This is a genomic window from Flavobacterium sp. ZT3R18 (assembly GCF_007097385.1).
In the GTDB taxonomy this organism is placed as follows: domain Bacteria; phylum Bacteroidota; class Bacteroidia; order Flavobacteriales; family Flavobacteriaceae; genus Flavobacterium.
On sequence record NZ_VJZS01000002.1, the window covers coordinates 2,015 to 25,870 of the forward strand.

The 23,856-nt window shown below is 36.4% G+C and carries 14 protein-coding genes; 7 read left to right on the top strand and 7 right to left on the bottom strand.

Features of this window, described 5'->3' with window-relative positions:
- From FNW52_RS02540 to FNW52_RS02560, 5 genes are all read right to left on the bottom strand, one after another.
- Nucleotides 1-6,265: SprB repeat-containing protein (locus tag FNW52_RS02540; protein ID WP_185965902.1), on the bottom strand; the 6,265-nt coding region annotated here is incomplete at its 3' end.
- A 317-nt stretch (nucleotides 6,266-6,582) separates the two neighbouring features.
- Nucleotides 6,583-10,425: a PorP/SprF family type IX secretion system membrane protein gene (locus FNW52_RS02545; protein WP_143375857.1), complete on the bottom strand. Its 3,843-nt coding sequence runs from the start codon at nucleotides 10,423-10,425 to the stop codon at nucleotides 6,583-6,585.
- A 1-nt stretch (nucleotide 10,426) separates the two neighbouring features.
- Entirely contained in the window at nucleotides 10,427-11,986 is a 1,560-nt protein-coding gene (locus FNW52_RS02550; RefSeq protein ID WP_185965903.1) for a gliding motility-associated C-terminal domain-containing protein, read from the bottom strand.
- A 116-nt stretch (nucleotides 11,987-12,102) separates the two neighbouring features.
- The gene (locus FNW52_RS02555; protein ID WP_143375859.1) at nucleotides 12,103-13,386 is read right to left on the bottom strand and encodes a hypothetical protein; all 1,284 of its coding nucleotides are present in this window, start codon (nucleotides 13,384-13,386) and stop codon (nucleotides 12,103-12,105) included.
- A gap of 124 nt (nucleotides 13,387-13,510) precedes the next feature.
- On the bottom strand, nucleotides 13,511-13,966 hold the full coding sequence (locus FNW52_RS02560; RefSeq protein WP_143375860.1) for a hypothetical protein: 456 nt from the start codon (nucleotides 13,964-13,966) through the stop codon (nucleotides 13,511-13,513).
- Nucleotides 13,967-14,373: 407 nt separating this feature from the next.
- Here FNW52_RS02560 and FNW52_RS02565 point away from each other — a divergent pair, with 407 nt between their 5' ends.
- The 4 genes from FNW52_RS02565 to recA all read left to right on the top strand — a co-directional run bounded on the left by FNW52_RS02565 (nucleotide 14,374) and on the right by recA (nucleotide 17,635).
- Nucleotides 14,374-15,510, top strand: a complete 1,137-nt coding sequence (locus tag FNW52_RS02565) for a DNA polymerase III subunit delta' (protein WP_143375861.1) — start codon at nucleotides 14,374-14,376, stop codon at nucleotides 15,508-15,510.
- A 6-nt stretch (nucleotides 15,511-15,516) separates the two neighbouring features.
- Nucleotides 15,517-15,900, top strand: a complete 384-nt coding sequence (locus FNW52_RS02570; RefSeq protein ID WP_143375862.1) for a DoxX family protein — start codon at nucleotides 15,517-15,519, stop codon at nucleotides 15,898-15,900.
- Nucleotides 15,901-15,959: 59 nt separating this feature from the next.
- The gene (locus tag FNW52_RS02575) at nucleotides 15,960-16,469 is read left to right on the top strand and encodes an acyl-CoA thioesterase (protein ID WP_143375863.1); all 510 of its coding nucleotides are present in this window, start codon (nucleotides 15,960-15,962) and stop codon (nucleotides 16,467-16,469) included.
- A gap of 128 nt (nucleotides 16,470-16,597) precedes the next feature.
- Entirely contained in the window at nucleotides 16,598-17,635 is a 1,038-nt protein-coding gene (recA, locus tag FNW52_RS02580) for a recombinase RecA (RefSeq protein ID WP_143375864.1), read from the top strand.
- Between the two features lie 221 nt (nucleotides 17,636-17,856).
- Here recA and FNW52_RS02585 read toward each other — a convergent pair whose 3' ends face one another.
- A complete protein-coding gene (locus FNW52_RS02585; protein ID WP_143376250.1) occupies nucleotides 17,857-18,609 on the bottom strand; it encodes a 1-acyl-sn-glycerol-3-phosphate acyltransferase in 753 nt (250 codons plus the stop codon).
- Nucleotides 18,610-18,827: 218 nt separating this feature from the next.
- Between FNW52_RS02585 and trpS the strand changes: the two genes are divergently transcribed.
- Nucleotides 18,828-19,802, top strand: a complete 975-nt coding sequence (gene trpS / locus FNW52_RS02590) for a tryptophan--tRNA ligase (RefSeq protein WP_143375865.1) — start codon at nucleotides 18,828-18,830, stop codon at nucleotides 19,800-19,802.
- 310 nt (nucleotides 19,803-20,112) lie between these two features.
- On the opposite strand, the gene FNW52_RS02595 is transcribed toward trpS, so the two are convergent.
- A complete protein-coding gene (locus FNW52_RS02595) occupies nucleotides 20,113-20,586 on the bottom strand; it encodes an Lrp/AsnC family transcriptional regulator (protein ID WP_143375866.1) in 474 nt (157 codons plus the stop codon).
- Nucleotides 20,587-20,774: 188 nt separating this feature from the next.
- Between FNW52_RS02595 and FNW52_RS02600 the strand changes: the two genes are divergently transcribed.
- Together FNW52_RS02600 and serA are read left to right on the top strand one after the other, a co-directional pair.
- Nucleotides 20,775-21,584, top strand: a complete 810-nt coding sequence (locus FNW52_RS02600) for a DUF1338 domain-containing protein (RefSeq protein ID WP_143375867.1) — start codon at nucleotides 20,775-20,777, stop codon at nucleotides 21,582-21,584.
- A 339-nt stretch (nucleotides 21,585-21,923) separates the two neighbouring features.
- The gene (gene serA, locus FNW52_RS02605; protein ID WP_143375868.1) at nucleotides 21,924-23,819 is read left to right on the top strand and encodes a phosphoglycerate dehydrogenase; all 1,896 of its coding nucleotides are present in this window, start codon (nucleotides 21,924-21,926) and stop codon (nucleotides 23,817-23,819) included.
- The last annotated feature ends 37 nt before the right edge of the window (nucleotides 23,820-23,856 follow it).

Sequence of the window (23,856 nt, forward strand, 5' to 3'; positions counted from 1 at the left end):
CTGCCGGCAAGGCATTGATAGTAAAATCCTCTTTATATGTACAATCTTTATCGTCTTTCACTTGGAACGTATAGGTACCTGGTACCAATCCTGTAAATGAAGTCGATAATTGATATGGCGTTACAGATCCAGCTGGTGCTATTATCTGATATGTTTTTATTCCTGAACCTCCTGTAGTAGTTGCTATACTAACATCAGATTTATTTGCAGGACACATTAAAGCCGAATTTGTAAAAGTTAAATCCGTTGGAGGTGTCAAAGGCACTATTGTAACTGGTGCCGTAACAAAAGTACAATTGTTTACATCTTTAATGGTGATAGTGTAAGTACCATTTGTCAATCCGGTAAATGTAGGCAAAGCCTGGAAAGTAGTCCCGTTAATACTGTAACGGTATGCTCCTGTTCCTCCTCCAACTGTCTGAGCTTCAATAGTTGCATTCTGCAAACAAGTATAAGGAACTGTAACTACTGCAGTCCCCGAAATTGTAACTGGTTGTGATAAAGTAACTGAACCGTTAAAAGTACAGTTTTTGCTGTCTGTAACTACATAAGGATAAGCGGTATTTGCTTTTAAACCAGTATATAAAGTCGTACTGGAAGAACCCAATCCATTAAAGTTATAAGTATAGGGACCAACTCCTCCTGATGCTGAAATTTGAACCGAACCATTAGTACCTCCATTACATGTCGGATTTACATCCGTTGTAGTCGCTGATACAGGAACTAATGCTTTGATAGTGGCCGTTGTAGTGGCAGGGCAACTATTCGCATCTGTTACAACAAAAGTATAAATATCTGCATTGGCATTACTCACGCTTTGAGTAAAACTTAAAGCAGCACTTGGAGAGGAAGAAGTACTTGGCGTACCAGCTCCTTTTTGAACGGTATAAGTATATGGAGCTGTTCCTCCTGCAATGTTAACTGTTATTGTAGCATTTGGAGTTGCAGAACAATCCAAAGTTTTAGTTACAGTCGCAACAGGAAGTAATTGAGATGCAATGATAATACTCGAAATCGTAGCCGTACAATTATTACTGTCTGTTACAATAACCGTATGAGTACCCGGGGATACATTACTGAAACTATTTGTATTGATAGCTGCGTTACTATCTAATTTATATGTAAATGGCCCCACTCCTCCAGTAACATTCACCACCAAAGTGGCAGGATTAGAAGGCGTATAACACCAGTCTGTAGTGGCGTCTAACGTTGCTGTTAATCCTGGCGCTGCATTTACAGTTATGGCTTTTCCTACTAGAGTAGCACACAAATTAGCATCTCTAACAAACACAGTATAATTACCTGGTACTACATTGGTAAAGTCGGCATTAGTATTGAAAGCCTTGATTACTGTTACCCCTTGACGCAACTCATATTGATAAGCAGGAGTTCCACCTCCTCCTACGGCTGTGATAGTAGCACCCGTAGTACAGGTTGCCATTTTTGTAATCGAAGCATTAACCGTTAGCGTTGCAGGTGCACTAATAACCGGAGCAAAAGATTTTGTACAAGCTACTACAGAAGCAGTTTTCGGTTTAATTATTACATTATAAGTAGCTGCCCCTAAATTAGGAATCGTTACAGGCGTTGTTGTTGTTGTTGTCCAAGTTCCTCCATTGTCTATAGAATACTGGAATCCAGCGGCATCAAAATTCTGAGCCGCAATAGTAATAGAACCATTGTTAGCGCCAGCACAAGTTACATTCGTACTTCCTGAAATTTGAGCCGTAAAAGCTTTTCCTGTAGGTACAACTATAGTAAAATCTTTTGTAGTGATACATGACTTTGGTAATTGGTATACTTTGATGTCATCAATAACTGCATCATTTCCACCATAAGCAATACTACCAGAACGAATCTTGAAAGTTAAACTTGTATTAGCTCCTGGATTTAAGGATAAAGATTTTAGATTCCAAAGCTCATTATTAGGAATAACACCTGTTGCTTGTGAAGCAACTACTGTTCCTGAACCATTTACTAATTCTATTATAAAATCTGGATTAACTGCACTTATAGTATTTCTCAATAAATTACCAAGATATAAATCAACTTTAACGGGCTGATTAGGAATCACATCTACAATTGACTTACTGTATAAAACACCATAGTTTCCTGCAGCACTACCAATATTCACTAATAAATAGCGTCCGTCAGTTACAGCAGGAGTAAAAACAGTATGGTCTTTGAAATGATACCATGCGCCAACATTTGTACTACTTGGATCATCTGACCTCCAAAAGAAACTAGCCACAGAGTATTGATTATCTTCAACAGAACGTGTTGGATTTGGACAAAAATAAGGTGCTAACACATGCTGATCATTAAAACAATAAGCTGACGCAATACCCGAAGTTGTCGTTGGTGTACCTTTCCCAAAATCTTCATTCAATAAATTACTGTAAGTAGGTACTGAGGTAAGTTTGTATTCTACTCTAACGGCATGACTCCCTGGGGCAACATTTAAAAACTCATTTGATGGATTATTTAAATTTTTCACGTTATCCAAATAGTATTCGTATGAATAAGAAGCTGAACCTGGATTATTGATTATAACCTTACTTGTCGCCGTTCCGTCACAATTAAAATCTACTGGAGTATTAACATTGATAGTAGGCGCAACAGGTTCTGGATCAATAATAACTCCTGGCATTGCAAAAACACAACCATTCGCATCTTTGACATAAACGGTATATGTACCTGGAGCTTTGTAGGCGTCATTTATTGGTGTCCAAGTCGCCTGATTATCGAAACTGTATTCATAAGGCGCATTTCCTCCTTGCGGATTGGTAATACGTATTTTACCCTCCTTTGCAGGTCCACAACCCGCCAACTCAGAAACTCCCGCAGAAGCCGTTAAAGCTTGAGCAGGCTCCGTAATTATAATCGTTTGCGGTCCATCAAAACAATCAACACCTCCTAAAGAATATTTAAGCATTGCAGTATAAGTCCCTGCCGGAAGATTAGAAAAAGTTGCATTTGATGAATAGGTTGTTCCGTCTATACTATACGACAAAGCATACCCATACACATTCGTTACATTGAATTTAATTTCTGCTGTACTAGAACCATAACATTTTACATTTGTTGGTATTACAGTATATACTGGTTTTGGGTTGTCAGCAATAGTAATATCAGCAATAGTAAATTCACAGTTATTAAAATCAACCACTTTAATACTATAAGTACCCGCCGTAGTTATCGAAATAATAGGAGACCCTTGAAAATCGGTGGTACTATTGACAAAATAAGTAAAAGGTCCTGTTCCGCCAACTGGAGTTACAGTAATTTCACCACTCTCACAAGTTAACGCTTTAGTAATGTTAGCAGTAGCCGTCAACTTCGCTGGTTCTATTAAAATTACCGTTCCTGTAATATCACAACCGTCTTCAGTTTTCACTCTATAATCGTAAGTCCCCGGATCCAGATTACTAAACGTATAATCATTTGCCATAATAGGTCCAACACTATTTACTGGTGTTCCTCCTTTAGAAATACTAAAGTAGTACTGCGCACGAACATCATTGGCTGCCAATTTAACCGAACCTTTTCCACCATAACACAAAGGGTCATTTACGGTAGTCGTTACAGTAAAATCACGTTTCCTAATTTGGATACCAGGAATTGTAAATACACAACGATTCGGAACGTTAACTGTAGAGCGAATGTAAACCGTGTAGATGTTAGGTGTGGAGATTGGCAAAATAGTACTAGGCTGGTAGGTTACCCCATCCAAACTGTACTCATAGCCACTTCCTGCAGCAGGTGTACCTACTACAATTTCACCATTTGTATTACAAATAATATCTCTTGATGTCGCGGTTGGATTTAATTTATTTTCATATACATTAAAGAAATAACGACTGAAACAACCATTTACATAAGTGAGTGTCACACGGTATTGTCCTTGCACTCCAACGTTAAAATCTGGACCAGTAGCTACTTGAGTCCAAGTACAAATATTGGTTTCATCAGCACATGTCGTACCACTTACGAGTGCACAATTACTTTTTTCCCAAACAATTGAATTCGTATCGGTTACACCCGATCTAATATATCGCTTAGCATTATCGCCACACAAATAAATATTAGGAAGAAGTTTACCATCGTTAGCACACTTTACCACTTCATCTGCAAAAGGAATCACTGGGTTAACTGTTGTCGATCCAAAAGGTTCTACAGTAATCGTTTGATCAATAGACACGCAAGGTGCTAAAGCAGTATTATGGACATAGTAGGTACCCACATTAGTCACTGTGATGGATTGCGTTGTACCAATAACCGGACTACCGGTAGGACTAGTAGACCACGAGTATTTATCATAACCGTTAGCCGCTGAGATAGTAACATTTTTACCACACAATTGATATTTTCGGGTATACTTACATCCCCCTACTCCTACAAGGAAGTTGGTCGCTGAGGGTGTAGCTAAGTTACAGTTTCCAAAAACAGAGATACTCGGATCATCTGTAATGACAGCTGGATTCGTAGTGCCTTTATACGTACCAAATGCCTGATTTTTGATTTGATCTGAACATGCGTCACTCAAGTCATTACAATTAGGAACGACTTGAACTCCAAATTTAACAATCCATTGGTTACCATTTATTTTTACCAGATTATTCGGTACTGTAAAAATGATGGTACGTGTTGCTGCCGTATAGGTATAGGTAATACCAGAACCACTTGGCACCACTATATTATTGGGATCAAAAATAATATTTACAGGCAAGATATCTTTTATGGTAAAAGAATCCGCGTCATCATTACCCACGTTTTTAAACCCAATTTCATAATTCAAATAATCACCTAAAGTGACGTTTGAATTTCCAATATCAACACCTGCTGTATTTTTTACAATTTTAGTCAATACAATTTTAGGTTCAATAATATCAACAGCAAAGGTGGTTACATAAACAGCATAAGTATCCGAAGTCGAGGTTAGACGAAAAGTCGCTCCTGTTTCACCATTAGGTATGACTTGATTTGAAGGATTGTTCACATTCAACAAATCCATGTCAAATCCTAATGTATTCAAACTATTAGGCACTCTTGTACTTACATTGACCGAAAACGGCGTTGTTGCACTCGGTACAGTAATACTGGAATTAAATACATTGTCTAATGGATTTAGTGAGTTGTTGACATAAGTAAAACCACCAACAGCTGTATTGGCTTTAATAAGCAAATCATCACCAAAAAGTTTTGCTTCCCCTTCTTGAGCTGCTACTCCAATTGTCGCTCTAACAGGAAGTGGAGCTGGTAATGCTTTAAAACCATTTACGGTAAAATCTAAATTTTTCAATGTGCTGGTAATCCCCGCAAAACCATCAAAAGTAGAAATATATCTACTTGGCAACGTAGGACTTTCATAAATGATAACCAAAGTCCAACCAGCCATCGAACCAGAACTCTTTTTACCTTTTGCCGCTCTGATGTTGGCGGCAAAATAATTTCCATTTGGATCTGTCAATAATTGTAACATACTTGTTACATTCTTATAACAAACATAAGGCGCATTCGTAAATGAAGAAGCGGGAGGCGCTTTGTAACCATTAAAAATAATATCATCTTCATCTCCAACAGGATCTGCTGCATTATCAGCTACTAAAGTGGTATAATTGGCTGCTCCTGGCACTTTAAATTTAATCTGGTTCCAATCGTTTAATCGGGGGGTACCTTTTGTATTTGAATCTGAATCAGTACTTCTTTCATACGGATATATCGCCGTCCAATACAAACCTGCATAAACAACACGTTTACAACTATTGCTGATATTTAACTCCGCACTGCTGGACGCAAATGTTGTTGGATCGGTGTCAATATCAGTATATTCTTGATTAAGCCCATTATTATTAGATACTGTATTATAATTTTGATTGGCTTCAGTGGTTAGAGTGGCTAGATTTGTCGGAGTACCATTAGGATCTGCAGCACTAAAAGTAGGTTGGGTCGTAGTACGACTCATCATGCTATTCCCTACAAAAATAACATCCCCTTTGATACGCATATTCCCTCCTGGTAATCGAGGCGCAAATGCTTTACCCACCTGTGAAAAACCGGTATAAGTACTTAAGATAAAAAAAACAGGGATTAGTAGTGTTTTCTTAAGTTGCTTTGAATCACAAAAAGACAGACTATATCCATCATTCTTGATTAAAATCATTTCTTTTATCATTGAGCAACCCAAAATAAAGGCTGATTTTAAGCTATTCAATAACAAGAATAAATCCCAAAAAAATATTTTTGAAAAAGTAGGTTTTTTCATATTGATTATATTTACGGAGTTTCTTTTACTATATTCTTTGGGGCAAAAGGATATAGTAAAAGAAAATCATTTTTTATTAAATGCTGAATTTTAAATCTAATAATGCAGTTGTAAATTAAATCCTATCGCTAGAAAACTACAAAGACATCATTTTTATTTAGTTATATTTTTTTATCATCATAATTAATTATAAAAAACTCACAATTTGTATATTTTTACTACAAAACATAAGTTAAGAGGCTAAAATATACTTTTTATAACAATATTGTATGTTTTTTTTAAATTATTATTTTTAAAAAAAATCTATTCTTACAAATTTATTTTTCAATCTTAACAATCACCATTTTACTATTGTATGGTTTGTTCCCTTTGGACTCTAATGCTTGTGTTGCCTCATCCAAATTATCAAACTTAGCATCGTAAATAAAGTACTTACTTGAATTTGCATCGTAGAAGAAATTCACATCCTTTTGTCCGGCAGACATCGTTTTGGTAACAAAGGTATCTCTTTTTTGAACATCATTATGTACCGCAATAATTAAATAATAACCACTTTCTACATTTTTATTGTTTTTAATGATCTGCATATTCGATTGACTGTCGCCAAAATCAAAGTCTTCCGCTTTAAGAGGAACACTACTCACCTTTGTTGTTTCTTTTAATCGTTTTAATGTAGCCATATCTTGTGCATATCGATCTTGATCATTCAATGAGGCTGCACGTTTGATTCTACGTTTTTTCTCAATTTCGGTTTCTACTTTAATTTGTTCTAGAGTTGTAATTAAAGTACCATTTGATTGCTCGGCTTTGGCTTGTTCTGCTTTCAAACTCTCTATCGTTTTCAAATAATTTTGATTAATTAAATCATTTTTCGGTGCTTTTTTAAGTCTTTCATTATAAAGTCGGTTAAATTCAGCCAAAGAGGCATTTTGTGCCTTATTCACTTCCTCTATTTGAGCTCTAATGGCTTCCAATTCAGCATTTTCACCTGAGGTACTCTTGAATTCTACAGTAGTTTTCACAATTCCTTTGTCGCTTAAGTCATTTTCCTCTCTTAAGGCTTTTAAGGCTTTTTCTTTGTTGGCAACAGAAGCATCTAATCGAGTTAACAACTGTTGTTGTTTCTTTTTAGAATCTTCTAATGTTTTGGTCAAATTATCCATCGACTTGCCATATTCGTCTTTAGGCATGGCATCGGCTTTGGCTTTGGCAAGAGCATCTATCGCAAGCTTGGCAGCGGCAGCGGCCTCCAGTCTATCTTGTTCTGCAACAGCATCGGCTTTTGCTTTCGCTTCGGCAGCTAGTTTTGCTTGAGCAGCAGCATCGGCTTTGGCTTTGGCATCCGCAGCTAATTTTGCTAGTGCTTCGGCATCCACTTTTGCTTTAGCATCAGCAGCTAGTTTTGCTTGAGCAGCAGCATCGGCTTTGGCTTTGGCATCAGCAGCTAATTTTGCTTGAGCTTCGGCATCCGCTTTAGCTTTGGCATCAGCAGCTAATTTGGCTTGTGCTTCGGCATCCGCTTTCGCTTTGGTATCGGCAGTTAATTTTGCTTGAGCAGCAGCATCGGCTTTGGCTTTGGCGTCTGCAGCTAATTTTGCTTGTGCTTCGGCATCCGCTTTGGCTTTGGCGTCTGCAGCTAATTTTGCTTGAGCAGCAGCATCGGCTTTGGCTTTGGCGTCTGCAGCTAGTTTTGCTTGAGCTTCGGCATCCGCTTTGGCTTTGGCATCCGCTTTTGCTTTAGCATCAGCAGCTAGTTTTGCTTGAGCAGCAGCATCGGCTTTGGCTTTGGCATCAGCAGCTAATTTTGCTTGAGCAGCAGCATCGGCTTTAGCTTTGGCATCAGCAGCTAATTTGGCTTGTGCTTCGGCATCCGCTTTGGCTTTGGCGTCTGCAGCTAATTTTGCTTGTGCTTCAGTAACAGCTTTAGCTTTGGCATCCTCAGCTAATTTGGCTTGAGCTTCGGCATCGGCTTTCGCTTTGGCATCCGCAGCTAATTTTGCTTGAGCTTCGGCATCCGCTTTGGCTTTGGCGTCTGCAGCTAATTTTGCTTGAGCTTCGGCATCCGCTTTGGCTTTGGCGTCCTCAGCTAATTTGGTTTGTGCTTCGGCATCGGCTTTCGCTTTGGCATCCGCAGCTAATTTTGCTTGAGCTTCGGCATCCGCTTTGGCTTTGGCGTCTGCAGCTAATTTTGCTTGAGCTTCGGCATCCGCTTTGGCTTTGGCGTCCTCAGCTAATTTGGTTTGTGCTTCGGCATCGGCTTTGGCTTTGGCGTCTGCAGCTAATTTGGCTTGAGCTTCGGCATCCGCTTTGGCTTTGGCGTCTGCAGCTAATTTTGCTTGTGCTTCTGCATCGGCTTTCGCTTTGGCATCTGCAGCTAATTTTGCTTGAGCTTCTGCATCCGCTTTCGCTTTGGCATCCGCAGCTAGTTTTGCTTGAGCAGCAGCATCCGCTTTGGCTTTGGCATCTGCAGCTAATTTGGCTTGAGCTTCTGCATCGGCTTTGGCTTTGGCATCTGCAGCTAATTTTGCTTGAGCTTCTGCATCCGCTTTGGCTTTAGCATCCGCAGCTAGTTTTGCTTGAGCAGCAGCATCCGCTTTGGCTTCTGCAGCTAATTTCACTTGAGATTCGGCATCCGCTTTTGCTTTAACATCCGCAGCTAGTTTGGCTTGGGCAGTTGCATCGGCATCCGCTTTCGCTTTAGCATCCGCAGCTAATTTTGCTTGAACTTGAGCATCGGCTTTCGCTTTGGCGTCTGCAGCTAGTTTGGCTTGAGCTTCTGATTTAGCTTTCGCTTTTGCATCAGCAGCTAGTTTTGCCTGAACTTCGGCGTCAGCTTTCGCTTTAGCATCAGCAGCTAATTTTACAGAAGCATCGGCATCCGCTTTCGCTTTGGCATCGGCTGCTAGTTTCGCTTTTGAGACAGCCGTTTCTGGTTTTTTATTCGCTACAATTAGTGCGGCGGCGGCATCGGCTTTGGCTTTTGCATCTACAACTAATTTATTTTTAGCAATAACAGCTTCTGCATCCGACTTCGCTTTAGCATCGGCAGCTAGTTTTGCTTTTGCAACAACAGCTTGTTTAGCATCGGCTTTCGCTTTTGCAGCAGCGGCCAATTTGGCTTTTGCTTCAGCTACAGCTTGAGCTTGAGTATTTGCAATTGCTTTAGTATCTGTTTTGGGTTTTGCAACTACCGTTTTACGAATTTCCTTAGGTGTTATAATAGCACCTTCTTCATCATCGTCTCCATAATCGTAAGTATCATTTTTAAATTTATAGGCCAAAACAAGAATATGGGACGCTCCTAAGTTTGAAATATCACCCAATCCCATTCCATAAGAATACTCAAGTGCGATTTTTGGCGTGATATTGAATCCTAAACCAGCAGATACTCCCAACACAGAATTATAACCTGCCTGAGCCCAAATCCCTTTAGGAATAGTAAACACAGCCGATCCCGAAATAATGGTTTGATCTTTATATAATTCGGTTTTTACGAGACCTGAGAATTTACTTTTGTCAAAGAAACCATAAGAATCAAGAAATCCTGTGTACATAACATGCGCTTGTATCCCACTGTTAGGATCTTCTTTTAATAGGCCTGAATTAAAATTATAGGTCACTAAATTATTATAAGCAACTCCAAAATCAAAAAAAGCAGTCCCATAATTGATGCCTGGTGAAACTGCCATTAAAGTATTGGAAGGAATGTTATCTAGTGAGGGATCAGGAAAATTTGAAATTACTTTTCCGCTATTTAAACCACTTTTGTAGGCGCTTAAATTGATCCCAAATGTCAAATTACTGTCTTCTTCTAGAATAATATTATGGGCAAAATTGGCCATAAGACCAAAGGTGGTTAATAGACCATAATTTTGTTGAAAAACACCCAAAGCAACACCTTGATTTTCTCTAAAACGACCAGAGTAATTTAAGAAATACGTTTTTGGGGCGTTTTCGAATCCAGCCCATTGCGTTTTGTTAAACAAAGTTATGTAGGCCCCCTGTTGTCTTACAAAACTAAAAGTGGGATTGATTGTAAATGAATTGAATTTTAAAGAGTTCCCAGGTGGAATTACGAAAGAAACTGCTCCACCTTCTTGTGAATAGAAAACATGAATGGAACATAAAAAAAAGAAAACGCTTAAAAAAAAATTTTTCATATTATTTCACAAGAGTTATCGAACCCTTTTTGGCAGATTGACCAGTAGGAGTAATTATATAATAATAAACAGGATTGTAATTATTGAATTCAGGGGTATTGGTGTTTGGCCAATTAGAACAGTGTACCTTATCTACACAATCATCAGTACCATAATTATCATAATTATCGGTTTCAAATACAATTTCACCCAACGAGCTTAAAATCATCACTTTTGCCTTACCGTCTATATAATCATCTGGAATAATCCAAGTATCATTGGCACCGTCGTTATTAGGAGTAACGATATTAGCTATTTGTGGCACATTAAAATTAGTTTGGTAAGAAATTTCAAAAAGAAATTCATTACTGATTTGACAGCCGGAAGTTTGCGCAATAATTACTTTATATTTTCCTTCAGCAGTAACATCTAATGAACTCTTGGTTTCGCCAGGAATGGTGGTACCATTAAGAAACCATTGATAGCTAGGTGAAACCGCCGTTGTAGTCGTTGCAACGGATACTGTTTGTCCTTGTGGAATTTTATTGACCTTATCTTTATCTACGCCCGATATGTTGCTACTAATTTCGAATACTTTTAAATCAATTGACCCTGTAGATTTACATCCTCCAAAATCAACCTCACAAGTGTAAACACCAGGTAAATTGGTTTGATACGTTTGATCAGTAGCCCCTACAATAACAGCATTGTTCTTTTTCCAAATATATACATTACCAGCAGAAGCAGTTAAAGTTGTATTTCCCAAACTGGAACAAAAAGGATTTCCGGAGCTAGAGGTGATTGTAGCCACAGTTCCAGATGTACCAGATACAGTAACTCGCTGTGAACTATAATTAACATCAGAACAAGGACCATAATTTAATTCGGCATAATAGACTCCATTCATACTTACGACTAAGGAACTACCGGATTGTCCAGGAATTAAAGCATCATCTTTGTACCAATTGTATTTTAATTGTGGATAATTGGCAGGAGATGAAGTTGGAATAGATGGAGTTGGATTGTATATTGTTAGAGTAACACTACCCCCATTACAATAACTTATAATATTGTTTTTATCATTGATAAAAAAAGGGTCATTATAAGCTTTATAATAGGCTGAAAGCGTTTTTACGCTACCAGGAATATTAATATTAAAACTAGAACTTGGCGTTCCTACAGAGGGCTTTACCCTTAATTGGTAGGTATTAGACCCTACTAAATTCATAGGAACCGAAAATGTTAGCGTTTTATCAGTCGCTGTGTCTGGAGGAGTTCCGGCTAAAGGAGCCAAAGTTGTAGTAGGAGTTGGTGTTATAAAAGAACCCGAAGGATCTGATAGCTCAACAACGAAAGTAACATCCGATGCAAAACCTGATATTGTGAATTGTGCTTGAAACTCATTAAATATTTCACCTGGTTTACTAGGATGAGCAGCACCAGCACAAATCTGACTAAATGGTAATTTTTGAGGCGTAATTGTACCTTGCGCAAACAAAAAAAGTGTTGAAGGTAATACCAGCAACATTAAAAAGTTTAAAAAAGTATCTAAAGAAAAAACGAAAGTAGTTTTGCTTGACATATTAAATAGCATTTAAAACTAAAATTAAAGACTGTTTTTAAGTAATAAAATGAAAGCAAAACCTCTGTTTAGGTTTTACTTTCATTTTACAACTAAAAGTCATTATAACTTTAATTTTATTTTGAAGAAGCCGTGAATTTAGAAAGAGCCAATCTAAAATCAGGTCTTTTTGGATTTGAAAAGTCATTGAATGTTTCTAAATTTGTAGTTTTAGAATACAAATTAAAAAACACACTATTTCCGTAATACCCTTCTAAATCTTCATTATTATCAATTCCTTCCGAAAATATATTTCCTTTACAGAAGTTTATATACATTTCCTCAATACGAATCTTTTTAAGATTCTTATCGTTTATTTCAATCTTGCCATCTAAAACAACTGCAGGATTAAAACCTGAAATCACACTTTTACGTAAAACCAAATAAGAATTTTCACTTACGTAAACCCCTTCTTTAATTAAACCAGCTTTAATATCCGTGTCTATGTTTTCACTATCATTTAGCAAGGTCAAGTTTGTCGCGATAACAAGTGTTTGTTTTTTTGTAAAATCTACTTCTTCTTTTTTAACATAAGAGGAAACATCTAAACAACGCGATCCACTACTACTAGTTAAGTAGGAAGACCTTACAGCCAAAGAATTATCAATTTTAGCTTGTGTTCCTAAAGTAAATTTAAAATCTATTCCGTTAGACTTATAGGAAACCATTTTAGTCATTACAGGCTCACCACCAAGAACTTCAAATGAATCTCCAGCAGCATAGCTCACCATAATATTTTCCAAAATTGTTTTGTTTCCAATTCCACCTAACAAAAGAGCATCAAAATTTTCTGAACCTCTTGGTTTTTTACCTGCGTATTCAATTCTAACAAATTTCAAAACTCCTGAAGAACTTGCAGGATTCAAACCTCCATAAGTAGTTAATGAAGGATCTAAATCGTAATTGACAGAAGAATAGGTTCCGAATTTATTAATTGGAGCATCACCAAGAATCACAATCCCGCCCCAATCACCCGCTTTTTTAAGCGATTTATTTGAAGTAAAAACAATAGGATCTGTCTCTAAACCTTCTGCAATCAGTTGAGCTCCCTTAGTAATAATCAAAGTTCCTTTTGATTCGGAATCTCCAATAATTACCGTACCAGGTTCAATAGTAAGGATTGCATTATTAGTTACATACACATTACCTTGTATGATGTAAACTTCTTTTTTGACCAATTTAGTATTCACAGCTATATTACCAGCAAGAATCTGAGTAGCTTCTCCATAGTCTGCTTTACCTGGTTTAAATTCAGTCCAATTGTTTAACCAATTGCTTGATCCAATTATTCCCTTTTCTTGTTGTGCATTTATATTGCAAACAACTGCAAGGAAAACCCATATAATAAATACATTTTTCATAGGTTTGGGGCGATAAAATTATTATTATTTGTAATCTCTGTAGGCAAGAGTTTATAAACTCATTAAAAGAGTTGAAGATCAAACTTAGTAAAGACTGTTACATCTTTTCCAAAAAAATTTATTTTTATTGGTGCTCAACTTCATGCAATGACTTCAATGTTTGCTCATAGAACAAAACCATAGTCACTAGTTGTCCTTTATCTGAATAAGGCAGCATTTTTCTTAAAAAATCTACCGTTACATCTAAATACACATTCGTTGCCTCTGTTTCTAAATCTAATGCTTTTTTGTTTACATCATCATTAGGAATACCAAGATCAACCAAAGTTACACCCGGTTTTGTAGCCAAAGCAATATTTGGTAATGTTCTTACAATAACCTTCATACGTTCGATGTACAATTCCACCAATTCACCTTTTGACATTGCTCTTAATGTCTTATCATCATAAAAAGTACGAATTGAAGCACTAGTGCTAATAATACTTTTTGGCATATTTGGATTTTTGGCCTGTGCCTTAACTGTAACTGTAGTACTAAATGCTAACATAAAAATACTGAAAAAAATAAATTTCCCTTTCATACCGTAGATATATTTAATTAATAAAACAAAAATATACAAATATTTTGAATTTGCAAGTCCAAAAAAATATTTTAAAGTCAATTTTAAGATAAAAACAAAGGGAAAACAACGTTATGACGAGTAAAACCAACACTTTGTCGGCATAATTATTAAATATATAAAATAACAATTAACATAAAAAATATTATTTTAAATGTGATTTACCTTGTTAAAGCGACACCATGAAAAACAAGCGCATATTTAGTTGTTAATATTAACACGAAAGTTATTAACATCTTTTCAATCCGTACTATAAAAAACATTAAATTTGACGCCTTTTTTTTATTCATTCTCGTTTTAATTTAAATCTTATATAAACTTTACTATGGATTATTTTTGACTAAATCATTTTCTTATATCTTTGCTTCATGCAATTTTCAGAAATTCTAGGACAAGATTATATTAAAAATCATTTAACAAAAAGTGCCGATTTAGGAAGAATTCCTCATGCTCAATTATTTGTAGGTCCTGAAGGAAGTGGTACTCTGGCCATGGCAATAGCCTATTCTCAGTATGTACTTTGTAATAATAGTGGCGGCTTGAATGAATCTTGTGTACTGAAATTTCAAAAATTATCCCATCCAGATTTGCATTTTGTCTATCCAACGGTAACTACTGAAGAGGTAAAACAAAAACCAAAGAGTATCGATTTCATAACCGATTGGCGGCAATTTATAACTGAAAATCCATACGGAAGTTTATTTGATTGGTACGCCAAATTGGGTGTTCAGAATAAGCAAGGAGAAATTCGCGTAGATGATGCTCAAGAAATTCTAAAATCATTGGCATTAAAATCATACGAAGGTGGTTATAAGATCATGATTATTTGGATGGCTGATAAATTAAACACTGCCGCATCCAATAAATTATTAAAGTTACTGGAAGAACCGCCGGAAAAAACAGTATTTATATTGATTTCTGAAAATGAAGAAGATATCATTCAAACGATTCGATCTCGTTGCCAAATCGTACATTTTAATGGTTTAAGTGAACAAACCATTTCAGATGCATTACTAATCAGAGAGCAAATTGACCCCAAACTAGCGGTAAAGATTGCTCATCAAGCACAGGGTAACTACTCTAAAGCGCTCCACTTATTATATGATGATAGTGACGAATTTCCATTTGAACAATGGTTTGTGACTTGGGTTAGAGCCGCCTTTAAAGCCAAAGGAAATGCCGCCGCGATTCAGGATTTGATACTATGGAGTGAGCAAATTGCCGCTTTAGGAAGAGAAACCCAGAAAAAATTCCTGTTGTTTTGTATTGAAATGTTCCGTCAGGCTTTGTTACTGAATTATGAAAGCCAAAAACTGGTGTACATTGAACCAAAAGTTGAAAAATTCAAACTGGAAAATTTTGCGCCTTTTGTAAACGGAAATAACATAAACGACATTTTTAAAGAACTATCGGATGCGATGTATCATATAGAACGCAATGGAAATGCAAAAATAATTTTAACTGATTTATCCATAAAACTAACTCGTCTAATCCATAAAAAATAATTAAACATGAATAACATTGCCTCCATCCTAATTTTAATTTTTTTAGCCATTACCTTTTTACAATCAGCCTATGACAAATTGTTCTATTGGAAAGACAATCTAGATTGGTTAAAAGAACACTTTGCCGCAACTCCTTTAAAAAATCAAGTACCCTTGGCCTTACTTAATGTATTAATTTTAGAATTAATTTCTGGGATTTTATGCGTGGTTGGCGCTATAGAATTGGCCGTAAATAGCGGAAGAATCTATGGTTTATACGGAGCCATTTTTTCTTGTATTACGCTTATAATGTTGCTTTTTGGACAACGATTAGCAAAAGATTATGACGGAGCTAGAACCATTGTCCTTTATTTTATTCCTGCGGTAATGGCAGTGTATTGGCTCAATTAAATTTTAGATTGCAGATTTTAGATTTCAGATTTCAAATAACAGAAAACAGATAACAGATAATGACACCAAAACATCCTTCAGAATCCTTGACTATATTAACCGATTTGGTTTTACCGAGCGAAACCAATCCTTTGAACAACTTATTTGGAGGGGAATTATTGGCCAGAATGGATCGTGCAGCGAGCATTGCCGCAGGAAGACATTCGCGTAGAATAGGTGTAACGGCTTCTGTTAATCATGTGGCTTTCAACAAATCCATTCCGCTAGGGAGTGTTGTAATTATTGAAGCCAAAGTATCCAGAGCTTTTAAAAGTTCGATGGAAATCTATCTGGATGTTTGGGTAGAAGACCGCCAATCCGGAAACAGAACCAAAGCCAATGAAGCGATTTATACTTTTGTAGCGGTAGATGATACCGGAAGACCCGTAGAAGTTCCTTCACTTGAACCTGAAACAGAGTTAGAAAAACAACGTTACGAGGCAGCTTTGAGAAGAAAACAATTGAGCTTAGTATTGGCCGGCAAAATGAATCCTCATGATGCTACTGAATTAAAAGCCCTTTTTACATAGAAATCAATCTCTAGCAAAGCCGATTGATTCCAAAAAACAACTATTGCAACTTCAGAAAAAAGAAGTATTTTTACGAAAATAAAATTAAATCAAGCCTATATTACAAGCCTATAGTATTGCAAAAAAACATGAAAAAAGAAAAAGAGATGAAAGAAAAAACCAGTTCAGAGAAAGAAGCCAAGTTAAAAGCATTGCAATTAACGCTTGACAAATTAGACAAAACTTACGGAAAAGGGACTGTAATGAAAATGGGGGATAAAGCCATTGAGGAAGTAGAAACTATCTCGTCAGGGTCTTTAGGAATTGATTTAGCATTGGGAGTTGGTGGTTATCCAAGAGGAAGAATTATAGAAATTTACGGACCGGAATCTTCTGGTAAAACTACATTAACACTACATGCTATTGCCGAGGCTCAAAAAGCGGGTGGAATAGCTGCTTTTATAGATGCGGAACATGCATTTGATAGAAATTATGCAGAGAAATTGGGGGTTGATATCGAAAACCTAATCATCTCACAACCGGATAACGGGGAGCAAGCCTTAGAAATCGCCGAAAATTTGATTCGTTCTGGAGCCATTGACATTGTGGTAATTGACTCTGTTGCAGCCTTAACGCCTAAAAGTGAAATTGAAGGTGAAATGGGAGATTCAAAAATGGGACTTCACGCTCGATTAATGTCTCAAGCCCTGAGAAAATTAACGGGAACAATCAGCAAAACGAACTGTACAGTATTTTTTATCAACCAGTTGAGAGAGAAAATTGGAGTTATGTTTGGTAATCCAGAAACTACAACGGGAGGAAATGCACTGAAGTTTTATGCTTCGGTACGTTTGGATATTCGTCGTTCTACTCAGATTAAAGATGGGGATAACGTATTGGGTAACCGAACTAAAGTGAAAGTGGTTAAAAACAAAGTCGCACCACCATTTAAAGTGGCCGAATTTGACATTATGTATGGAGAAGGAATCTCTAAAACTGGTGAAATATTGGATCTTGCAGTAGAATTTGAAATTATCAAAAAAGCGGGTTCTTGGTTCAGTTATGGCGAAACCAAACTAGGGCAAGGACGTGATGCAGTAAAATCATTGATAAAAGACAATCCAGAATTAGCAGATGAACTGGAAGTGAAGATCAAAAATCACATCAAAGAATTGGCAGCTGCCTAAAAATTTAAAAAGCCCGCAATTGCGGGCTTTTTTTTATGGTTCTACCACGAATTGTGTGGGTTGCTTTTATTTCGCCACGAATTTCACGAATTATCCACGAATTAATTTATTTGAATTTCAAAGAATTAGTGTTAATTAGTGTAATTCGTGGCTAACTTTTTTTTATTTATGTCCACCCACACAGTTCAGGGTAGCTCTTTTTTTATAACAGCTTATGTAAATTATTTCAGCTTATCTAGCTTCTCAAACTCGAGTAATTCATTATAAATAAGATCCCGTACTTCCTCCTTAATTTCTTTTCTATGGGCTATTTTGCCAATAGTTTCAACATAAGGAAGGATTTTAACCCTCATTAGACCTGGACTTCCGCTATAAAAAGTATAGGATAATCTTTTTTTATTGTCCGGAAAAATCAGAGGGACAATAGGCAATTGATGTTCTATTGCCAAACGAAAGGCACCATCTTTAAAACTGTCCAATAGGATCGATTCATCATGTGGCACTCCGCCTTCGGGGAATATACAAATGCTCAATCCGCGATCAATTCTTTTTTGAGCTTCATCAAACACTTCCATTCTGCTTTTGGAACAATTTCTATCGACCAAAATACTGGTTCTTTTGTAGAAAAAGCCAAATAATGGGATTTTTGACAGCGATTTTTTTCCCACAAAAACAAATGGATTTTCAACAACGGCAAGCATTAACATAATATCCGACATCGAAGTATGATTGGCTACAAACATATAACTTTTATGAGGGTCTAAATTTTGAATTTTTTCGACTTTATAATAAAATCCCATTCCAAAAAGAACACATTTTGCCCAAATACGGGACATCTTGAAAAAATAGGGATAGCCTCTTTCGGTCAAGATGGAAGCCACCAAAAAAGGAGACATAATAAGGATCGGAATAAGCATTACGACATAAAACCAAACCCGCCAAACGGCCCAAAACATCTTTTTTATACCTTTCATGTGTTGATAATAATTGTTTTTTAAAGGATCACGATAACTCCCGATAATTATCGAGAAGGGAGGTATCGCCATTCTTCATTTTTATTTGTTTTTTGGAATCATGGCGATTTCACAATGTCAAAAGTAAGGAAACTTGCGGAAAATTTAGCAAAAGAATTAACTTTGCAAAAAAAATCACTTTTCGATAACGAAATCTATAGGGAATAAAATACATTAAAATGGCAAAAATACTTACAGGCGTTCAGAGCACGGGAACGCCGCATTTAGGGAACTTACTTGGAGCAATTATACCAGCAATAGAACTATCTAATAAACCCGAAAACGAATCTTTTCTTTTTATAGCCGATTTACACTCGATTACACAAATAAAAAACGGAGAGACATTAAGAGCCAATACCTACAGTACTGCAGCGGCTTGGTTGGCATGTGGTTTAAATGTAGAAAAAGTGGTTTTTTACCGTCAATCAGATGTGCCACAAACGGCTGAATTATCTTGGTATTTGAGTTGTTTTTTCCCTTACCAAAGGTTGACATTGGCGCATTCTTTCAAAGATAAAGCGGACCGATTGGAAGATGTAAATGCCGGATTGTTTTCTTATCCGATGTTGATGGCTGCCGATATTTTGTTGTATGATGCCGAATTTGTACCTGTGGGAAAAGACCAGTTGCAACATGTAGAAATTACTAGGGATGTGGCTTCCCGTTTCAATTTCCAAATGGGGGAAACTTTTGTCCTTCCGGAGGCTAAAATCCAAGAAGACAGCATGCTAATTCCCGGAACCAATGGCGGAAAAATGAGCAAATCGGCCAATAATTTTATCAATATTTTCTTGGATGACAAAGCGTTACGCAAGCAAATAATGGGTATCGAAACCGACAGTACACCACTAGAAGATCCAAAAAATCCTGAAACTTGTAATTGTTTTGCTTTGTATAAACTAATGGCCAATGAAAGCCAGATAGCAACCATGACGGCTAATTATTTGGGAGGTAATTATGGGTATGGTCACGCGAAACAAGCTTTGTTTGAATTGATTGTTGAAAAATTTAAAACCGAAAGAGAAAAATACAATTACTACATCAATAATCTCCCTGAAGTAGATGCTTTGTTGAAAATTGGAGCCGAAAAAGCGAGTACAGTTGCCAATGGTGTTTTGGGAAGAGTGAGAGAGAAATTGGGGTTTGAGGTTTAAAAAAGAATAGGCAACACGAATTTGCTTCGCCAGTTCGCTATCGCTCGGGTCACGAATTTACACGAATCTAAAAACTTACATTTTGAGTGATTAATTTCACTAACAGATTCGTGTAAATTCGTGAAATTCTATCTAACTCTTTTCAGACTATAGTAAATCCGCGTTTTAAAAAAACGAAATAAAACTGATTTTCTTTGAACAAATTCCGCCTTTAGACTGAATTCGTGAAATTTTTCAACACAAAGGAATTCGTGCTAATTCGTGACCCGAGCGATAGCGAACTGGCGAAGCAAATTCGTGTTTACAAACCCTAATGTATCGGCAAGTTTTTCTCAAAGGCCGATCCGAAAGAAATGAATGAATCGGTACCGCCAACCCCTTCAATAATATGAATTTGGTCGTATATAATTTTACGCAACTCGTCATTATTGGCCGCCACAATTTTTATAAATAAAGCATATTTACCGGAAACCCAATGGCATTCCACAATCTCAGGAATCATTTTGAGCTGCTCGGCAATAGAATAGGCAAAACGAGCTTCTTTGGTGGTAATTCCGGTATAGGTTATGGTTTCAAATCCATTGGCTTTCGCATTTAATTTCACCGAAAAACCCGCAATCACACCCGATTCCTGCAATTTCCGAACCCGTAAATGCACCAGTGAATTAGATACTTTTAATTCTTTGGCCAATTCAGAATAGGGAATTCTGCCGTTCTCACTAAGCTTTCTGATGATTTCTAGATCTAAATAATCAGTATTTTCGTTTTGTTTTATACTTGACATCGGTAAGGTGATTTTGTTGAAACTATTATTTTGACAATTCGAATGTTAAAATTAGACTTAATGCTGTCAAAATTACATTAAATATATCATAAAATGTCTATTTATAAATAATCGTAGAACATTACTGTTATTATGATACAAGTATCTATAATTTTGTGTCACAATAACAACACTAAAAACATACGAAAATGGACAAAAATCAACTACTTTCGAAACTATGGGAGCAATATGCTGAAATAACCCCATCTGCTAAAAAAATACATACTTTATTGGAAGAAAAAGGCGAAACGATTCAAAATGATCATATTGCAATTAGAACATTTAATGACAAAAGAGTCAACATCGCTGTGTTAGAAAAAATTTTCTTAAGCGTTGGATATGAAGCTCGTGGAGAGTATGTATTTGAATCTAAAAAATTATTTGCCAAACACTACGAACATACTACAGACAAAGATGCCCCGAGAATTTTTATCTCTGAATTAGAGCTAGAAAAATGTTCAGAATCATTACAAAATACGGTAAAAAAATTACTGGATGATTGCGACCCTAACGAATTTACTAATCCTGAATTAGCTTTAAACAGCACTTTTTGGAAATCAAATTCACAGGCAATATACAAATCACTCCTGGAAGAATCAGAATATGCAGCTTGGATGTATATCTATGGTTTCCGTGCCAATCATTTTACGATTAGTGTAAATGCGCTTAAGCATTTTGAAAAACTGGAAGAATTGAATTCATTCTTGGAAGAAAATGGCTGGAAACTGAACGCTTCTGGTGGAAAAATAAAAGGAACTCCTGAGCAATTTTTAGAGCAATCCAGTACATTGGCAGATTTACACACAATTACCTTTGAAGAAGGTTCGGTTGAAATACCCTCTTGCTATTATGAATTTGCTCTTCGATATGCCATGCCAGACGGAAACTTATACCAAGGATTTGTAGCAGCCTCTGCGGATAAAATTTTTGAAAGTACCGACGTGAAATTGCAAAAATAATATTGGAAAACAACACTATAACTTGTCATTATTTCTTCTAAAATTAGAAGAACTTGACAAGTTGCAGTTTTTTTTTAGGAAAACACACTCCATATTCAAGAAAAGTAAAAACTTATAATCCATCCAAAAACCCTTTTGGAATATGGTCAATGGAAAATAGTATTGATTTTAGGGTTAATAAATAAATATTATCCAATCAAAAGGAGGAATTATAACAATAATCTCAATTCTCGTTAAACCGTTTAGTATTATTCTAATAAATTTTCACAATACCAATCGAGGCTCTATCTTTGAAAAAAAATTGGCAAATAATTTCTATTTGTGATAAACAGTAAAAAGATGACAGAAATTCAAGAAACATTTATATTCGATTTTGACAGTACTTTTATTAAAGTCGAAGCACTTGACGTGTTATGTGAAGTAATTTATGAAGATAGCGTTGCGGGTGTTCAAATATTGAGCGAAATTCAACGGTTGACCGATCTGGGAATGGAAGGCAAATTGTCCTTGAAAGAATCCTTAACCCAACGAATTCATTTATTGCAAGCCAATAGAGATCATTTAGGCACCGTAATTGAAGTTTTAAAAAAGAAAGTTACCGCATCTGTTATCAGAAATAGATCTTTTTTTAAGCAACATGCCGAAAATATCTATATCATTTCTAATGGATTTAAAGAAATCATTATTCCGATTGTTCAAGAATACGGCATAAAACCGGAACATGTTTTGGCCAATACTTTCAAATTCGACCATGATGGAAAAATCATAGGTTTTGACGAGAAAGACGAATTGTGTGAAAATCAAGGAAAAGTCCTTAAAATAAAATCATTAAATCTAGCTGGAGAGGCCATAATGATCGGTGATGGATATACCGATTATGAAACACTGGAAGGTGGTGCCGTATCAAAGTTTTTTGCCTTTACAGAAAATGTGAGCAGAAAAGTTGTGGTCGATAAAGCGGATAGAATCGCCCCTTCATTAGACGAAATCCTTTATGATTTGTCTTACAAAGCCTCCGTATCCTATCCTAAAAACAGAATTAAAGTTTTGTTATTGGAAAACGTACACCAAGATGCTGTTCAAATATTTGAGCACGAAGGGTATAATGTTGAAGTGATCAAAGGATCCTTGTCTGAAGATGAATTGATCGAAAAAATAAAAGGAGTTTCTATATTGGGAATTCGTTCGAAAACCCATGTAACCGAAAAGGTTTTGGAACATGCCAAAAAACTTCATGCCATTGGAACTTTTTGTATCGGTACCAACCAAGTAGATCTTACTGCCTGTAGCATGAGAGGGGTTTCGGTATTTAATGCGCCTTATAGCAATACCCGTTCGGTAGTTGAGTTAGCCATTGGAGAAATCATCATGCTGGTTCGTAATACTTTCGAAAAAAGCAAAATGATGCATGCCGGTGTTTGGGACAAATCGGCCACCAATAGTGTGGAGATTCGCGGTAAAAAGTTAGGATTGGTAGGATACGGAAGCATCGGATCACAGCTTTCGATCATTGCAGAAGCGCTTGGAATGAAAGTCTATTTCTATGATGCAGTCGATAAATTAGCCCTAGGAAATGCCAAAAAATGTTCTTCCTTAAAAGAGTTATTGGCGCTTTCGGATGTGGTTTCTTTACACGTTGACGGACGCGCAAGCAATAAAAACTTAATTGATGCCACCGCTTTTGAATACATGAAGCCTGGAGTGATCTTTTTGAATCTTTCCCGTGGACACGTAGTCGATATTGAAGCTTTGACAGCCAACTTGAGAAGTGGCAAAATCCGTGGTGCAGCCGTGGATGTTTTCCCAGAAGAACCAAGCAATAACGATGAACCATTTGTATCTGAATTGCAAGGTATGCCTAATGTTATTCTAACGCCCCATATTGGTGGAAGTACAGAGGAAGCTCAATTTGACATTGGCCATTATGTTGCCAAAAAAATAATTCAGTATATCAATACGGGTACCACTTATGGAAGCGTTAACCTTCCTGAAATTCAGCTTCCTGAACTTCAAAGTGCCCACCGTATCATGCATATCCACGAGAATGTGAAAGGTATTTTGGCACAAATCAATACCATTCTTTCGGAATATGATAATAATATTTTGGGTCAATATCTAAAAACAAACGAAACTTTGGGATATGTGATCACCGATATTGATAATTTCCATAACAAAGAATTAGAGAAAAAATTAAAAAAGATTCCGAATACTATTCGATATAGAATTCTTTACTAAAGATTTCAGATTGTTGATTAACGATTTTTGATTGCAG

What these genes read in the sequence shown, in the direction of transcription:
- FNW52_RS02555 (WP_143375859.1), bottom strand. Translation starts at nt 13,386, where the DNA reads ATGAAAAATGTATTTATTATATGGGTTTTCCTTGCAGTTGTTTGCAAT.
- FNW52_RS02545 (WP_143375857.1), bottom strand. Translation starts at nt 10,425, where the DNA reads ATGAAAAATTTTTTTTTAAGCGTTTTCTTTTTTTTATGTTCCATTCAT.
- FNW52_RS02550 (WP_185965903.1), bottom strand. Translation starts at nt 11,986, where the DNA reads ATGTCAAGCAAAACTACTTTCGTTTTTTCTTTAGATACTTTTTTAAAC.
- FNW52_RS02575 (WP_143375863.1), top strand. Translation starts at nt 15,960, where the DNA reads ATGACACCAAAACATCCTTCAGAATCCTTGACTATATTAACCGATTTG.
- FNW52_RS02595 (WP_143375866.1), bottom strand. Translation starts at nt 20,586, where the DNA reads ATGTCAAGTATAAAACAAAACGAAAATACTGATTATTTAGATCTAGAA.
- serA (WP_143375868.1), top strand. Translation starts at nt 21,924, where the DNA reads ATGACAGAAATTCAAGAAACATTTATATTCGATTTTGACAGTACTTTT.
- recA (WP_143375864.1), top strand. Translation starts at nt 16,598, where the DNA reads ATGAAAAAAGAAAAAGAGATGAAAGAAAAAACCAGTTCAGAGAAAGAA.
- FNW52_RS02560 (WP_143375860.1), bottom strand. Translation starts at nt 13,966, where the DNA reads ATGAAAGGGAAATTTATTTTTTTCAGTATTTTTATGTTAGCATTTAGT.
- trpS (WP_143375865.1), top strand. Translation starts at nt 18,828, where the DNA reads ATGGCAAAAATACTTACAGGCGTTCAGAGCACGGGAACGCCGCATTTA.
- FNW52_RS02585 (WP_143376250.1), bottom strand. Translation starts at nt 18,609, where the DNA reads ATGAAAGGTATAAAAAAGATGTTTTGGGCCGTTTGGCGGGTTTGGTTT.
- FNW52_RS02570 (WP_143375862.1), top strand. Translation starts at nt 15,517, where the DNA reads ATGAATAACATTGCCTCCATCCTAATTTTAATTTTTTTAGCCATTACC.
- FNW52_RS02600 (WP_143375867.1), top strand. Translation starts at nt 20,775, where the DNA reads ATGGACAAAAATCAACTACTTTCGAAACTATGGGAGCAATATGCTGAA.
- FNW52_RS02565 (WP_143375861.1), top strand. Translation starts at nt 14,374, where the DNA reads ATGCAATTTTCAGAAATTCTAGGACAAGATTATATTAAAAATCATTTA.